At 25.9% G+C, this 15110-nt stretch carries 19 protein-coding genes and 2 pseudogenes; 16 read left to right on the forward strand and 5 right to left on the reverse strand.

Annotated elements, in window-relative coordinates; genetic code table 11:
- Position 1: 1 nt before the first annotated feature.
- Complete coding sequence (locus tag DJ007_RS13685) at positions 2-280, reverse strand: SHOCT domain-containing protein (RefSeq protein WP_129410067.1); 279 nt, start codon at positions 278-280, stop codon at positions 2-4.
- A gap of 231 nt (positions 281-511) precedes the next feature.
- Between DJ007_RS13685 and DJ007_RS13690 the strand changes: the two genes are divergently transcribed.
- Together DJ007_RS13690 and hflX are read left to right on the forward strand one after the other, a co-directional pair.
- Positions 512-772: an HflX-like GTP-binding protein gene (locus tag DJ007_RS13690; RefSeq protein ID WP_165974197.1), complete on the forward strand. Its 261-nt coding sequence runs from the start codon at positions 512-514 to the stop codon at positions 770-772.
- A gap of 26 nt (positions 773-798) precedes the next feature.
- Positions 799-1758 (forward strand): GTPase HflX, encoded by a 960-nt coding sequence (gene hflX, locus DJ007_RS13695; RefSeq protein WP_165974198.1) that lies wholly within the window; start codon positions 799-801, stop codon positions 1756-1758.
- Here hflX and DJ007_RS13700 read toward each other — a convergent pair.
- Positions 1755-2576 carry a DMT family transporter gene (locus tag DJ007_RS13700; protein WP_368359922.1) on the reverse strand — a complete coding sequence of 274 codons (822 nt, stop codon included), beginning with the start codon at positions 2574-2576 and terminating at the stop codon, positions 1755-1757. The two genes, hflX and DJ007_RS13700, sit on opposite strands and share 4 nt — an antisense overlap.
- A 109-nt stretch (positions 2577-2685) precedes the next feature.
- Here DJ007_RS13700 and DJ007_RS13705 point away from each other — a divergent pair, with 109 nt between their 5' ends.
- The 5 genes from DJ007_RS13705 (at position 2686) to DJ007_RS13725 (ending at position 7620) form a co-directional block, all read left to right on the forward strand.
- Positions 2686-3615 (forward strand): radical SAM protein, encoded by a 930-nt coding sequence (locus DJ007_RS13705; RefSeq protein WP_129410071.1) that lies wholly within the window; start codon positions 2686-2688, stop codon positions 3613-3615.
- A gap of 114 nt (positions 3616-3729) precedes the next feature.
- Positions 3730-4818: a PfkB family carbohydrate kinase gene (locus DJ007_RS13710; protein ID WP_129410072.1), complete on the forward strand. Its 1089-nt coding sequence runs from the start codon at positions 3730-3732 to the stop codon at positions 4816-4818.
- Positions 4815-5723 (forward strand): pseudouridine-5'-phosphate glycosidase, encoded by a 909-nt coding sequence (locus tag DJ007_RS13715; RefSeq protein ID WP_129410073.1) that lies wholly within the window; start codon positions 4815-4817, stop codon positions 5721-5723. Before DJ007_RS13710 ends, DJ007_RS13715 begins: the two co-directional genes overlap by 4 nt.
- A gap of 77 nt (positions 5724-5800) precedes the next feature.
- The gene (locus DJ007_RS13720; RefSeq protein ID WP_129410074.1) at positions 5801-6076 is read left to right on the forward strand and encodes a hypothetical protein; all 276 of its coding nucleotides are present in this window, start codon (positions 5801-5803) and stop codon (positions 6074-6076) included.
- A gap of 266 nt (positions 6077-6342) precedes the next feature.
- Complete coding sequence (locus tag DJ007_RS13725) at positions 6343-7620, forward strand: ATP-binding protein (RefSeq protein WP_368359924.1); 1278 nt, start codon at positions 6343-6345, stop codon at positions 7618-7620.
- A gap of 73 nt (positions 7621-7693) precedes the next feature.
- Here DJ007_RS13725 and DJ007_RS18425 read toward each other — a convergent pair whose 3' ends face one another.
- The 3 genes from DJ007_RS18425 to DJ007_RS13740 all read right to left on the reverse strand — a co-directional run bounded on the left by DJ007_RS18425 (position 7694) and on the right by DJ007_RS13740 (position 9298).
- Positions 7694-8449: a hypothetical protein gene (locus tag DJ007_RS18425; protein WP_240739647.1), complete on the reverse strand. Its 756-nt coding sequence runs from the start codon at positions 8447-8449 to the stop codon at positions 7694-7696.
- Between the two features lie 23 nt (positions 8450-8472).
- Positions 8473-8868: a hypothetical protein gene (locus DJ007_RS13735; protein WP_129410075.1), complete on the reverse strand. Its 396-nt coding sequence runs from the start codon at positions 8866-8868 to the stop codon at positions 8473-8475.
- Positions 8869-8971: 103 nt separating this feature from the next.
- Complete coding sequence (locus DJ007_RS13740; protein ID WP_129410076.1) at positions 8972-9298, reverse strand: hypothetical protein; 327 nt, start codon at positions 9296-9298, stop codon at positions 8972-8974.
- Between the two features lie 292 nt (positions 9299-9590).
- Between DJ007_RS13740 and DJ007_RS19530 the strand changes: the two genes are divergently transcribed.
- From DJ007_RS19530 to DJ007_RS20915, 9 genes and pseudogenes are all read left to right on the forward strand, one after another.
- Entirely contained in the window at positions 9591-9722 is a 132-nt protein-coding gene (locus DJ007_RS19530) for a hypothetical protein (RefSeq protein ID WP_276318581.1), read from the forward strand.
- 603 nt (positions 9723-10325) lie between these two features.
- Entirely contained in the window at positions 10326-10913 is a 588-nt protein-coding gene (locus tag DJ007_RS13745) for a radical SAM protein (RefSeq protein ID WP_129410077.1), read from the forward strand.
- Positions 10901-11257: an SPASM domain-containing protein gene (locus DJ007_RS13750; RefSeq protein ID WP_129410078.1), complete on the forward strand. Its 357-nt coding sequence runs from the start codon at positions 10901-10903 to the stop codon at positions 11255-11257. Before DJ007_RS13745 ends, DJ007_RS13750 begins: the two co-directional genes overlap by 13 nt.
- Positions 11258-11269: 12 nt before the next feature.
- Positions 11270-11419, forward strand: a complete 150-nt coding sequence (locus DJ007_RS14975; protein ID WP_165973913.1) for a hypothetical protein — start codon at positions 11270-11272, stop codon at positions 11417-11419.
- A 162-nt stretch (positions 11420-11581) separates the two neighbouring features.
- A complete protein-coding gene (locus DJ007_RS13755; RefSeq protein ID WP_129410079.1) occupies positions 11582-12394 on the forward strand; it encodes an ABC transporter permease in 813 nt (270 codons plus the stop codon).
- An 11-nt stretch (positions 12395-12405) separates the two neighbouring features.
- Positions 12406-12842, forward strand: a pseudogene (locus tag DJ007_RS20910) (ATP-binding cassette domain-containing protein); the annotation flags it as partial.
- Entirely contained in the window at positions 12828-13046 is a 219-nt protein-coding gene (locus DJ007_RS21095; protein WP_497006738.1) for an AAA family ATPase, read from the forward strand. The pseudogene DJ007_RS20910 and the gene DJ007_RS21095, both read left to right, overlap by 15 nt.
- A 157-nt stretch (positions 13047-13203) precedes the next feature.
- Complete coding sequence (locus tag DJ007_RS13770) at positions 13204-13551, forward strand: hypothetical protein (RefSeq protein ID WP_129407797.1); 348 nt, start codon at positions 13204-13206, stop codon at positions 13549-13551.
- Positions 13552-13666: 115 nt separating this feature from the next.
- A pseudogene (locus DJ007_RS20915) lies at positions 13667-15110 on the forward strand (IS1634 family transposase); the annotation flags it as partial.

Here is a 15110-nt window from a genome sequence, read left to right on the forward strand (position 1 = left end):
CCTAATTTTCTATTAATTTTCTTTTTCTTAAATATTCTTCCTCATCAATTTCACCTTTTGCAAATTTCTCATTTAAAATTTCTAAAGCTATATTTTTTTCTTGACTTGTTTTGGGAATATAATAATCTTGATTTTTTCTTGAACTGCTTTTAAATAATAAATAAAATACTGTAAATATCAATATTCCCATTATAATTAATCCAATCCATCCATACCATCCGTAACCTAATCCAAAAAAACTACCAAATGTATGATATCCTGGATATGCATAACCTCTCATAATATCAACCTCCTCAATCTATTTCGTTTTTCACATTCTTATTTTGACATCTATATAATAACCTATTAAACTTAGAACAACCTTAGAAAAAACTTAGAATTTCCTTAAAGATTAATAGATATATTAATATCTTCTATAATTTATTTAGATAAGAATTTTTTGATATAATACAAATACAATATTAGTAAAATTGGAGGCGATATTACGAACGACTATTTATCAGGAATAATCGTGGCATTAAATTTTGGAGATATTGATTTTGAAAAACAAATAGAAGAATTAAAATTATTATGCGAAAATATTGGTATTCAAATTATCACTGAGATATATCAAAAAAGGAGTCATATGGATAAAAAATATTATGTAGGAAAAGGAAAATTTTATGAGTTATCAGAATTAGTTAAAGCATATAATGTAGAAGTTGTTGTTTTTAACGATGCCCTTTCTAATACTCAAAGAAAAAATATTCAAGATTATCTGGGGAAGATATAAAAATAATAGATAGAAATGAAGTTATATTGGAAATCTTTAGAAGAAATGCAAAAACATCGGAAAGTAAATTACAGGTAGAACTGGCTACTTTAACATATGAATTACCTAAATTAATAGGACTTGGTAAAGAACTCTCGAGAATTGGTGGAGGTGCAAGAGGTACAGGGACTGGAACCAGGGGTTCTGGTGAAACGTTATTAGAATATAGAAGGCGTAATATAAAAGATAGAATAAACCATTTAAAAAAGCAATTGAAAGAAATTGAACATGTAAGAAAAATAAAAAGTAAACAAAGGAATGAACTATATATTCCAAAACTTTCTATTTTGGGTTACACCAGTGCGGGAAAATCTACATTATTAAAAGCATTATCTGCAGATGAAAAAATATATGTGTCAAAAAAATTGTTTTCCACTTTGTCAACATTATCAAGAAGAGTCCAATTCCCTTCAGGACTATCCGCTATTTTTTCAGATACAGTTGGATTTATCAGAAAATTACCTGTAGAACTAATAGAATCATTTAAATCAACACTAGATGAAATAAATTATACAGACGCAATTATAGAATTAATCGATGCCAGTGAGGAGAATTTTGAAGATAAAATGTTAGTTGTAGATAATATAGTAAGTGATATTTTAAGAGAAAATATACCGAGGTTTGTGGTATTTAATAAAATTGATAAATTGAATTTTGATAAAATACAACATATAAAAATGTTATATCCAGAGGCTATATTGGTTAGTGCAAAAAGTAAAGAAAGTGTTCATGAATTTTTGTTGCAACTCGAAAAAAAGCTTTTAGACTTTAAGGTGATAAAATCTAAAAAAATATTTGTTGAATATCATAATATATGGAAGATAGAAAAATTGAAAAATAATATAGGAATTAAACGGCAAAATCAAGTAGACAATGGTTATGAAATTGAAATAATAGCCAAAGAAAATTATTTAAATAAAATCCTAAAAGAAATATTGAATACTTAATTCTGAAAAATATTTTTTTTATTTAAATTTGCCACAACAATACCAAAAAGCAGAATTATTGCTCCAAATATTTGCTTTGTTGTAAAGGTTTCATTTAATAATAAAAGCGACAGAATTGCGGAAAAAATTGGCTGAGCTAAAAACAATATAGCAGTTAAATTACTGCCGATATTTTTTTGATGTTTTAACTGTAAATATATTACAACTATGCTTCCGATAAAAGCAGAATAAACAATTGTAATAAAAGAAAAGATATTGATATTCATAGGGACTTTGAAAATAATTGAAGTTAGAAAACTAATAATCGTTACAGTTAAAAACTGATAAGTAAGTAAATCTTTTTCATTTATTTTTTTACTGAATTTAGTAATCAACACTATATGTAAAGCAAAACTTATAGCGCATATTAACATTAGAAGATCTCCAAAATTAAAACCATATATTCCTCCTGAAAGAAAGTAAGAACCTATTATTGAAAAGACAAAACCGGCACCCTGATATTTATTTATTTTTTCTCTGTCTATTATATATGCAAATAATGGAATCAAAATTATATATTGTGAGGTAATAAACCCGGCTTTTGTAGCTGTGGTAAATTTAATACCTACTATTTGAGTTATATATCCAATAGAAAGTACCAATCCGAGAATAAAAGAGTACAGAAAATTTCCTTTTTTAAATAATAAAAAGGAAAATATTGTGGCTATTAAAAATCGTAGAAAAACATAGGTTAAAGGATTAACGTTTGAAAGTCCAATTTTCTGTATTGGAAAAGTGCTTCCATCAGTATTGAGGCTAATAATATATATATCATGGATTTTTTCATAATATCACCGTAATAATGTATTTTTAAGTATTATATCATAAAAATTCTGTTATAATATATATGTAGTATGCATATATATTATATAGAATTGGGGTGAAATAATGGGAAATGTATTTGGACCAGTGCCTTCAAGAAGATTGGGAAATTCTTTAGGGATAAATTTAACACCATTAAAAACATGTAATTATTCCTGTGTGTATTGTCAATTAGGAAAAACAACAAATTTTACTAACGAAAGAAAAGAATATATACCTACAGAAGAAATTATAGAAGAATTAAACGAAACTATAACAAAAACTCAAATTCCTATTGATTATATCACCTTTGTAGGCGATGGTGAGCCAACATTACATTCAGGAATAGGAGAGATTATAAAATGGATAAGAGAGAAATATGGTGACAAATATAAAATTGCAGTTGTGACAAATGGATCTTTATTTTACCTTGAGGAGGTTCGAAAAGATTTAAAAAATGTCGATGTAATTTTACCAAGTATTGATGCACCAGATGAAAAAAAGTATAAATTGATAAATAGACCGATTATGAAGATAGAATATAAGAAAGTTTTAGAAGGATTAAAAATGTTTGTAAAAGAGTTTAAAGGAAAAGTATGGATAGAAATAATGTTGATAAAAGGGCTAAATGATTCAAGGGAAGATATCGATAAAATTGCTGAAATTATAAAATCCATTGATCCAATACCTGAAAAAGTATTTATAAATGTTCCTGTAAGACCACCAGTAGAGAAATGGGTAAGAATTCCTGAACAAAAATCTATATTATATGCATTAAAAACAATCCCTAATTCGTCATCCATAGCTTTTAGGGAAGAAGGGGAATTTGATATTAGTCGATATTCCAATTCATATGAAGCAATATTAGACATAACCTTAAAACATCCATTACGTATTGAACAGGCTAAAAAGATAATATCAGAATTCAATGAAAACACAGAAATAGTAGTAAATAAATTAATCAAAGCTCTTAAAATTGTGGAGTATGACAACGAAAAATACCTGATAAAATGGTAAAAAAGTGAATTTTCTACAAATCCTTCGTGAAGTGAAGCGTTGACATCTTGAAATTTATTCTTTTTTATGATATTATAATTATGTTTATAAAATAAACAAAAGTTAGGTGATAAAATGACTGATAGAGAAAAAGAAATATTGAAGCTTATTGAAGAAAATCCATTTATTTCTCAAGAAGAAATTGCATCTATTTTAAATATCGCAAGGTCGTCGGTAGCAATTCATATTACAAACCTTATTAGAAAAGGATATATTTTAGGAAGAGGATATATTATTAACAACAATAATTACGTTTTAGTAATTGGTGGAGCAAATATTGATATTACTGGATTTCCTAAAAATGAAATAATATTAAAAGATTCTAATCCCGGAAAAGTAAAACTATCATTAGGTGGAGTTGGAAGAAACATAGCAGAGAATTTAACTCGATTAGATATAAATGTAAAGTTTGTAACTGCTATTGGAAATGATATTTATGGTAAGAAAATTTTAGAACACTCAAAAGAAGTAGGAATAGATATGGGAAGTTCATTAATTTCTGCTAAAGCTCCAACATCTACATATTTAGCTATTTTAGATAAAAATAGAGATATGGAAGTGGCTATTTCAGACATGGATGTATGTAATGAATTAACAATAGACTTTTTAAAGTCGAGAAAAGGTATAATTCAAAATAGTGAAGTATTGGTTTTAGATACAAATCTGCCAGAAGAAAGCATAAAATTTTTATTAGAAACGTATAAAAAACCAATATTTTTAGATACGGTTTCGACTACTAAAACAAAAAAGGTAAAAAATATTATTGGTAAGTTCCATACTATTAAACCAAACAAATTAGAAGCAGAAATTTTATCCGATATTGAAATTAATAATGAGAATGATGCGAGAAAAGCATGTGATGTACTAATTTCAAAAGGTGTAAAACAGGTGTTTTTAACAATGGGAAAAGATGGAATAATATGTGCTAATGAAAATGAAAATATAAAAATAGATATTCCAGAAATTCAAGTTGTTAACGCTACTGGTGCAGGAGATGCCTTTAGTGCCGCATTAGTATATTCTTATCTAAATGATTTTGATTTAGAAAAAACTGGGAAATTTGCTTTAGGCGCTTCATTAATTGCATTAAAATCAGAAAATACTATTTCAGAAAATTTAAGTGGTGAAAATATAGAAAAAATTATAAAGGAGCTGAAAATATGATAAAAGATTATCTGGTAATATCAGAAGAGGTAAAAGATGCATTGGATTCAAATAAACCAGTTGTAGCACTGGAATCAACTATTATTTCACATGGAATGCCTTATCCGCAAAATGTTGAAACTGCATTAAAAGTGGAGCAGATTGTTAGAGATAATGGAGCAATTCCTGCGACAATTGCTATAATAAATGGAAAATTAAAAGCTGGATTAAGTAAAGAAGAAATAGAATACTTAGGAAAAAAGGGCAGAGAAGTTATAAAAGTAAGTAGAAGAGACATACCTTATGTGGTTTCTAAAAAGTTAGATGGAGCTACAACAGTTGCTGGAACAATGATAATTGCATCTTTAGCAGGAATAAAAGTATTTGCAACTGGTGGTATTGGTGGAGTTCATAGAAACGCACAGGAAACATTTGATATTTCTGCCGATCTCCAGGAATTGGCAAATACAAATGTTGCAGTAGTTTGTGCTGGTGCAAAATCTATCTTAGACCTTGGTTTAACCTTAGAATATCTTGAAACTTTTGGTGTTCCCGTAATTGGTTATCAAACAGTAGAATTACCAGCATTTTATACAAGAAAGAGTGGATTTAATGTAAATTTCAGATTGGATTCACCAGAAGAAATAGCAGACTTTTTAAAGGTAAAATGGGATCTTAATTTAAAAGGTGGGGCTGTTATTGCTAATCCAATTCCGGAAGAGTATCAAATGGATTATGATGCAATAACAAAAGCTATTGAAGATGCCTTAGCAGAAGCGGAAAAATTGGGTATTAAAGGTAAAGAAACTACACCATTCTTGTTATCAAAAATAAAAGATATTACAGGTGGAAAAAGTTTGGAATCAAACATTCAATTAGTGTATAATAATGCGAAATTGGCTGCGCAAATTGCATCTTATTTGTAAAAAAGTTAAATTACCCTTAACTTTTCCTGAAAAATATGATATAATAATATCAGAACTAAACTTCAGGGAGGGATAACATGGCTAAATATATTTCAGATAGGATTGATTTAGATTTGATATTATTAAAACCAGTAGAAGATTTAAGGGTAGAAAAAATTTCTTTAGAAGAATTAAAACATGGGATTAAAGATGGGTTTGAAAGTCATATAAGATGTGAAGAAAAAGCAAAAGAAGTAAGTGAAAAATTAGGTATTGAAGTAAAAGCAAATGAAAATCCATATAAATTAAATAAAGATGATACCTTATATGTTGTTGGCGAAAAGGATTTTTATAGAGTAAAATACATATATTAATATTAAAAATTAATGGTTTCGGTGTTATCCGAAACCATTTTTATTTTCAAAAAATAAATAACGAAATTTAATTGACAGGACAAAATAAATGTAGTATAATTATTATGCTAAATAGTATTATACTATCTAGTATTATACTTTATAGTATAATACTAAAATAGAGGTGATAATATGAAATTTTACAACAGAAAAAAAGAGAAAGATTTTTTAATAAAATCTCAAGCATAAACAAAAAGCTATTTATCGTTTTATACGGTCGTCGAAGAATAGGTAAAACCACATTAATAAAAGAAGTTTTTAAAAATAAAAATAATACATTTTACTATTTTATTGAAATGAAAAAAGAAGAAACGTTATTAAAAGAGTTAAGTTTAAGTATTTCTAAAAGTATATATGTAAAATGGTATGATCTTTTTTTGGAGTTATTTAAAAAATTTGATTATGTAATATTTGATGAATTCCAAAACCTTTTTAAAATAAATCCCGAAATATTGTATGCTTTTCAGCATGCATGGGATGAAAATATAAATACTACAAAATTAATCATACTTGGTTCATATGTTGGTATGATAAAAAAAATATTTACAGATGAAAAAATGCCAATGTTTGGAAGAAATGATTATCTATTAAGAATAAAAGAATTTTCTTTAAAAGAGTCTATTATAATGCTTAAAGATTTCGGATATAACATCACAGAAGCTTTAGAAATATATAGTATTACAGGAGGTATTCCAAAATATCTATGGCTATTTGAAAATAAAAAAAATTTAAAAAAGTTGATTTTTGAAATATTTATAGATGAATTTTCACCTTTAAAAGAAGAAGCAAAAAATATTTTAATAACAGAATTTGGTTCTGAGCACAAATCTTATTTCTCTATTTTAGAAGCATTATCTGGTGGTATGAAAAGTAGTTCTGAAATTTCTGACATTTCTGGTATTCCACAGACCAATTTGCCGAAATATTTAAATGAATTGACGAATATATATGAAATTATATCCAAAGAAAAATCGTTGTTTTCAAAAAAAAGTAAAAACATTAAATATGCTATAAAAGATAAGTTTTATAATTTTTATTTTCAAAATATTTATAAGAATTTCTCACTAATTGAATTTATGCCAGAAAAAGCATTAGAAAAAATTTATAATAATTTTCAAACATATATGGGGTTCCAATTTGAAAATATATCAAAACAGTTTATTTTTGAAAATCCTGAAATATTTGGGTTTACACCAACAACAATAGGAAAAAATTGGGGAAAAGTTCCATATAAAAAAAATGAATCTTATGATATAGATATTGTAGCTTATGATGAAACGAATGTTGTTTTTGTAGAATGTAAATGGACTAATGAAAAGGTTGATGTTAGTACTTATGATAAATTAAGATTAAGAAGTGAATATATAAATACAGGAAATAGAAAAAAGAAATATGCCATTTTTTCTAAAAGTGGTTTTACAGACCAATTGATAAATATGAAAAATTCTAATAATGATTTATTCTTATTTACTCCGGAAGATATAGAAAGAATATACAATATATAATATAATTGATGCATAATAATGAAAACAAAAAATAATATCTGGCCATTTAAACTGGCCAGGTTTATTTTAATTTTTATACTTTCAAAAACTTCTCAATAATAGAATCAAGAAAAGCTCTTTCATCATCTTCAAAAGAGTAATATCCTAAAGCGACGCGTTTATAACCAAGACCATATTTAATTGCAAAATTTTTGATTTTACCTTCAGGATATGGAGTAATTGGCCATTTAATATCATATCGAACGCAATTTCTCAAAAACATATCAAATATCCTCATTTCCTCATCACTGAGCTCAAAATAATGAAGAATAAAATCTTTGATATTCTTCACCTTTTTAAAAAGCTCAATGATGAGTTTTTTTCTTGCTATGTAAAATAAACTACCCTTGACAGGAAACGTATCTTCAGTAAAATGAGAATTATTATAAAGGTTATTTATCAGAATTTCTTCATGAAAATCTAATAACATCAAGTTAAAAAAATACATCTTCTCATAATCCCTTGAAAAGTATTTAATGATTTTATCTTTATCTCCTTCAAAAATCAATTTTAAAATACGACTCTTTGTAAAATATGGTTTTTCTATTAATGCTGTATATGTTGAAAAAAATAATTTAGGAATTTTATTTCTTGCAATTGTTTTGAATTTTACTATATTATTGTTGAAATTCTTTTTAAGATGAATCTTATAAATTTCATTATTTATAGCAAAAGGATAATTAGAATTAAATGAAAGATTATAATCATCAATAATCTTTTTTAATTCGGAAGATTTTTTTGATGAATGATAACATTTTCTTTGAATTTTTTTTAATATAAAATCATTCAAGTTTTTTGTTAATTCGTAAGTTTTTATATTATCACTAAAGATAAATTTATTGAATTTATCATCAATTTTAAAATCAGGATATTATTATGCAATTTATAAATATTGTCAGTTATCTCAAAAATTTCTATATTATTGTTCATAAAATAAATCTCAAAAATAGTATCAAATTGATTATACATCTTTGGTAAATCTTCAAAATAATAACCAAGATAATACTCTAACAAATTCGCTATATATAATGCTTTCTTTTTATCAACATTTCTTATCCACCACGCAGCATTATTTAATCCAGAACACATCATTGTAGGATGAGGAAATTCTTTAGCTAAAATATATCCTTCAATAGCCTTCTTATATGCTTCATCATATTTCTTTTCATCTCTAAACTTCCTTGCTTCAGAATATTTTAGTAATGACATCTGAACATAACTTTCATTATATTTATTACTGCATATATTTATATCACCTAAATCATCATTATAAATGGAACTTAAATGTTTTAAACCTGGAAAAATTAAATTTCTAACATACTCTGGAATAACAGAAAAATTTTTTTTTCAAATAAAAGTATTCTTTTTTAGCGTACTCTTTTTTATCTAAAATAATAAGAATTTTTATCTTTTCAAATCTTGTAAGTTCTTTTAGTATTGTTGTTGTTGTTGAAATAATAATATTTGCATATTTAAGAGCAATATTATGTTTATTTTTCCATTTAGCTTTTAATAATTCAATATATAAATTTAAATGACTTTTTTTATCTAAAATTCCCATAACATAATTAAGGATAGGAAGAGAATATTTACCGTATTCAACAATACTAATAATTTTTTTTAAAGAAATTGCTTCCATTTTAATCACCTTGTATAACTATCTTAATATGATTGTTTCATAAAAATTCAAAATAAGTTAAAATTAAAAACCAAGGAAAAATCCAAAATGAAAAAACATGAAAAAATTTTTTGAATTTATTAATATAAGAGAAATACAAAAAATATTACATAAATGTAAAAGAAAACGAATTAATTAAAAATTAAAAAATTGCAGTTTCTAAAGCATTGATAAATAGCGGATTTTTATTTTGGTTTTGTTTAACAAAACCATAAAATTTCATTGATAAAATGAAAATTGTGGAGGTGAAAAAGTGAAAAAAATCATATTATTAATATTAATAATGTTTTTGTTTTCTATAATTATTTTCAGTGATGAAAATAATGAAGATATTTATTCTACCGATTCAACCAATCCTCAAATTCAAACTGAAGTTTCTGAATAAAAAACAGCTCTATGCTCAATTGTTTCATTAATATTATAACATATGATACTTTTGTAATACAATGTGGTTTTATAAACTAAAATCAAAATTTTTCAGCCGGCTGATTTTTCTTTAGTGCTAAAAATTATGGGTAAATTTTTATAGGTAAATTAGAAAGGGGAAGATGAATGGTATGGATTGAAAAAATCGAAGAAAAGAAAAAAACTGAATTTTGGTGCCCTTGCAAAGGACCTATATGTTTATTGGATTGCTGGTGGTTATGTACTTGTAATGGTCCAGGAGGATGTTATGAAGCATGTACAATAGTTCAATAACTAAATGTTTTAAAGAATAAGAAATAAAATCCTAGGAATATGAAAAAAGATAGTTATTTTATAAAATTTAAAATTATCATAAAATGGATTAATAATACTAATTTCAGAAATAAAAAACTTTGGGAGGTGAATGTATGCAATGGATCGAAAAAAATAATGATTATATGCTTGAATTTGAATTTTCTTGTGCAATTTTAAGACTTATATGCCCGTGTTTTGGAGAAAGTTGTTTGTTTAAATGTAATTGTCAAGGAGATAATTCATGTCATGAACGAAGGTAGAGAATGAAATAAATTATTTATCGGTATCTTGGTATGGTGGAGAACCGCTATTAGATTTAAAAACAATAAAAGAATTATCAAAAGAATTTATAAAACTTTGTGAAAATAATAGTATAAAATATAATGCATCAATAGTCACAAACGGATATTTGTTAAATGCAAAAATAGCAAAGGAATTAAAAAAATTAAAGGTAAAAACAGTTCAAATAACAATAGATGGGCCAAAAGAAATTCATGATAAAAGAAGACCTTTGATCAATGGAAAAGGTAGTTTTGATACAATAATAAACAATGTAAAAGAAGTAAAAGATTATTTTGAACATATAAGTATAAGGATAAACATAGATAAAACAAATGAAGATAAAATAATTGAATTATTAAAATATCTAAAAAATGAAAGGTTAACAGAAGGAAATTGCAGTCCGTATCTTGCATTTGTAGATGTATCAACAGAAGTATGTAGAGATATAGAAATAAACTGTATTGATATAAAAAATCGTTCAAAATACATGGAAGAAAAAGTAAAAGAAGCATATGAAGAAGGTATAAATATTATAAAATATCCAACTCCAATGTATTCACAATGTGGGCAGTAAAACCAAATAGTTTTGTAATAGATCCAGAAGGATACATGTATAAATGTTGGCATGAAGTAGGAATAAAAACATTAGCAATAGGAAATATAAAAGGAAATGAAAAAAATAAAAATTTTGATAGATATTTAAAATGGAATACATTTAATCCTTTAAATTATGAAGAATGTAAAAATTGTAAGTTTTTACCATTATGTATGGGTGGTTGTCCTGATAAGACATTGTTTAAATATAGAGGAATAAATGAAGAAAGCTGTACAATGTACAAATATAATCTTGAAGAGATGCTAAAAATGCATCTAAAAGCAAAATTGAAAAAAGGTTTTTTACCAATACCAGTAAAATAAGGAGGGATTTCTATGTCATGGATAGAAAAACCAAAAAATCCAGAAGAAAAGATTTGTTGGTTCAAATGGTTAGAAGGCTTCTTTGATTGGTTTAGACACACTTTTCATATTTTTGAATGTAATTGTGAAGGTGAAGGTGTTTGTTTAGAAGTAAAGGAGTGAAATAATGAAGTGGATTGAAAAAATGAAGAATATTCAGAGGAATTCTGGTGTCCTTGTAAAGGACCTGATTGTTTAATACACTGGTGTAATTTATGTATAATTTTATGTGATTGTAAAGGCGAAAATTTTTGTAAAAGGAATTTTAATTAAACTGGTGAAATTATGAAAATAATAAAAAAGTTTTTGTATTTTCTTGCAAGAGACATATTAATATGGAAAAGCTATAAAACACAGGCAGTGTTGGGAATACTGAGTGGATTTCTGGGATTATTACAATTTGGATTCATGGGCAGGTTTATAGCTCAAGGTAATTACTTCCCCATGATTGAACAGTATGGCGGAAACATACTTGCATATTTCATATCTGGAAGTGTATTCATGAGTTATACCACTCTCTCCCTGACAACATTTAAGAATGTAATAAGACAGGAGCAGGTAATGGGAACAATAGAATATCTGCTTCTGTCTGAAACGCCATTATGGGAAGTGTTTATATACACCATATTTTCAAAATTGGTATTTACAATATTAAACACAGGAATAGTCTTTATATTTTTAATATATACATTTGACGTGGAAATAAAAATGAATATAATAGCTTCAATAATACTATTAATAATAACAATGATAAGTCTAAGCGGAATAGGACTATTAAGTGCTGGATTCATTGTAATAACCAAAAAGGGAGATCCAGTAAGCTGGATATATTCATTTCTAACAGGAATGTTTTCAGGAATATATTATCCTGTAGAAATACTTCCAAAATGGTTAAGAGGAATATCCTATATATTACCAACAACATATGCAATGGATGGATTAAGAAAAACACTCATAAAAGGATATAGTTTATATCAAATAAAAGAAGATATAATAATATTAATAATAATGACAATAATAATATTACCAATAGGAATATACTGGTTTAAAAATAGTTTTGATAAAGCCAGGAAATATGGCACAATATCGCAATATTAGGAAGTGAAAAAATGGAAACAATAATAGAAATAAAAAATCTGACAAAAATATACAAAAATAGAATAAAAGCATTAAAAAACATAAATCTTACAATAAACAGAGGAGAAAAAATAACAATATTTGGACCTAACGGAGCAGGAAAAACAACATTAATAAAAACAATAGGAATGTTTATAATACCCGATGAAGGAGAAATAAAAATAAAGGGATATGACATAAAAAAAGAAGTAAAACAAATAAAAAATTAATATCGATAGCAACATCAAATGAAAGGTCATTTTACTACAGATTGAGTTTAGAAGAAAATCTAAACTTCTTTGGAATGTTAAATAACCTAACAGGAAAAGAATTAAAAAAGAAAGTGGAAAAAGGATTAAAAGAGATGGGACTATACGAAAACAGAAAGATTAAATATATGGAAGCATCAACAGGAATGAAGAGGAGATTAAATTTAGCAAGAGCATTAATAAAAGAAGCGGAAATATATTTATTGGATGAACCGACAAATGGAGTGGATATAGAAACAAAGATAAAGATATATGAAATAATGGAAGAATTATCCAAAAATGGAAAAACGATAATATTGGCGAGTCATGATGTTAGTGAAATAGAAAAAACGGATAGAATAGTGGTATTAAAAAAGGAGAAATAATAACAGACAGAAAAACAGGAGAATTACTGGAAAAAACAACAAGAAAGAATGAAGAGCGGTTACTGGAATTAATAAAATAAGGCGAATGCCTATGCTTCACTAATATTCTTCGCATCTAAAATAGATTTTAAGTATCTCTCAATGAAAGGAGTTGAATATGGGTAAAATAAAAATTATTTTTAAATTTGTATCTTCAAGATTTGGAAAGAAAATAAAACGAAATGTGCTTTTTATAATGTTAATTTCAATTATAGTGAATATTCTCACTATAATATTGCCATTACTTCAAAAGAATATAATAGATGCAATTATTAAAAATAATATTGAAAACGGATTAATTCTTGTTTTTCTTGTATCAGGATTAACCATTTCTATAATATATATAATAGAATCATTATTGTTAGAAAATCTATTCCTGAGTTTGACAGCAAATTCAAGATTTTTGAAAAATCGAAACGGTAGAATGCGGGTTTGCGACGATGAAAAGGGTGAAAATTGGGGTTGAAAAATTTTTGTAGTGACACAAATATTTTTAACAATAGCGTTATATTCTTGATTTCATAATATTTTTGTGGTATAATAAGTAATGGTATTATGAAATCAAGAGGTGATTTTGTGTTTTGAGAGTAGTTAAAAATAACAAAGGTGTTGAATATTTAAGAATTGTTGAAAGTTATAGGGAAAATGGTAAGATAAAGCAAAGAACTGTTGCAAACTTAGGAAGGATTGACTCTTTTAGTGAAAATGAAGCGAAAAATATAGTAAATAAACTCATACAAATATTTGATTTAAAAATTATATTGATACGGAAGATATAAAAAAGCACCAGATAAAAGAAATTACGGAGCCAAAGTAATAGTAAATAAGATATTTGAAAGATATGAGATGAAAAGATATTTTGAAAGACTGGATAAAGAAATAAAATACAATGCAGAAGAGATGCTAAAATAATGGTGATGAATAGAATAGTAGAACCGAAAAGTAAATTGGGAATATTTAATAATTTAGAGTATTTTGGATATAACAAAGTGGAAGTTAAAAAAGAAAAAGACCTGGAAGAAAAAGATGTAATGCTGCACTGGTTATACAGAACATTGGATATATTGGCAGATAATAAAGAGTCGATAGAAAACATATGTATAATCAAAGGATAAGTTTGTTTAATACAACGGTAGATTTAGTATTTTACGATGTAACGACATTAGCGTTTGAAACACAACAAACAAATGAAATATTACAAATGGGATATTCAAAAGATAAGAAATTTAATGAATCACAAATAGTATTAGGGATGTCAATAGATCAGGATAGAATGCCAGTTAGTTTTGATATATATGCAGGAAATACATTTGAAGGGCATACATTTAAAGATTCAATAGAAAAAATGAAAAAAGAATATCAATTAGGAAAAGTAATAGTAGTAGCAGATAGAGGAATGATGAGTAAAAAAAATATAGAAGTAGTAGAAAATTCTAATTATGAATTCATAGTAGGAAAATCAATAAAACAAATAAAAAAGTAAATATATTTGAAGGAGAATTCATAGAACTAGCAAAAGGAATAAAATATAGAGAAGTAGAATATGAAAATAAAAGATTACTCATAATATATTCAGAAGAAAGAGCCAAAAAAGACAGAGCAGATAGACTACGATTAATAGAAAAAGCGAAAAAAATGTTAGAAGAAGGAAATATAGATTCAAAAGTAAAAGAGGAGCGAAAAAATATTTAAAAGAACAGAATAAACAAAATTATATACTGGACATAGAAAAAATAGAAAATGATGAAAAATACGATGGATACTATGGAATAATAACAAACACAAAACTATCTCCAAAAGAAATATTAGAACAATATCATACATTATGGAAAGTAGAAGAAACATTTAGAACATTAAAAATTATCTTGAAACAAGACCGGTATTTCATTGGACACCAAAAGAATAAAAGGACATATTGTAATGAGTTTCATATCTTACATAATTCAAAGAACACTAGAATTAGAACTGGAAAAAAATAATGTTGAATACTCTCATGAAAAAATAAGAGAAGCTATTAAAAATATG

The sequence above is a fragment of the Marinitoga lauensis genome (genome assembly GCF_004135675.1).
GTDB classification, from domain to species: Bacteria; Thermotogota; Thermotogae; order Petrotogales; family Petrotogaceae; genus Marinitoga; species Marinitoga lauensis.

Coding starts and splice junctions, on each gene's coding strand:
- DJ007_RS13750 (WP_129410078.1), top strand. CDS start 10,901: ATGTGGGCAGTAAAACCAAATAGTTTTGTAATAGATCCAGAAGGATAC.
- DJ007_RS14975 (WP_165973913.1), top strand. CDS start 11,270: ATGTCATGGATAGAAAAACCAAAAAATCCAGAAGAAAAGATTTGTTGG.
- DJ007_RS21095 (WP_497006738.1), top strand. CDS start 12,828: ATGAAGAGGAGATTAAATTTAGCAAGAGCATTAATAAAAGAAGCGGAA.
- DJ007_RS13710 (WP_129410072.1), top strand. CDS start 3,730: ATGACTGATAGAGAAAAAGAAATATTGAAGCTTATTGAAGAAAATCCA.
- DJ007_RS13705 (WP_129410071.1), top strand. CDS start 2,686: ATGGGAAATGTATTTGGACCAGTGCCTTCAAGAAGATTGGGAAATTCT.
- DJ007_RS13770 (WP_129407797.1), top strand. CDS start 13,204: ATGGGTAAAATAAAAATTATTTTTAAATTTGTATCTTCAAGATTTGGA.
- DJ007_RS13685 (WP_129410067.1), bottom strand. CDS start 280: ATGAGAGGTTATGCATATCCAGGATATCATACATTTGGTAGTTTTTTT.
- DJ007_RS13715 (WP_129410073.1), top strand. CDS start 4,815: ATGATAAAAGATTATCTGGTAATATCAGAAGAGGTAAAAGATGCATTG.
- DJ007_RS13735 (WP_129410075.1), bottom strand. CDS start 8,868: ATGTCATTACTAAAATATTCTGAAGCAAGGAAGTTTAGAGATGAAAAG.
- DJ007_RS13740 (WP_129410076.1), bottom strand. CDS start 9,298: ATGGAAGCAATTTCTTTAAAAAAAATTATTAGTATTGTTGAATACGGT.
- DJ007_RS13755 (WP_129410079.1), top strand. CDS start 11,582: ATGAAAATAATAAAAAAGTTTTTGTATTTTCTTGCAAGAGACATATTA.
- DJ007_RS13720 (WP_129410074.1), top strand. CDS start 5,801: ATGGCTAAATATATTTCAGATAGGATTGATTTAGATTTGATATTATTA.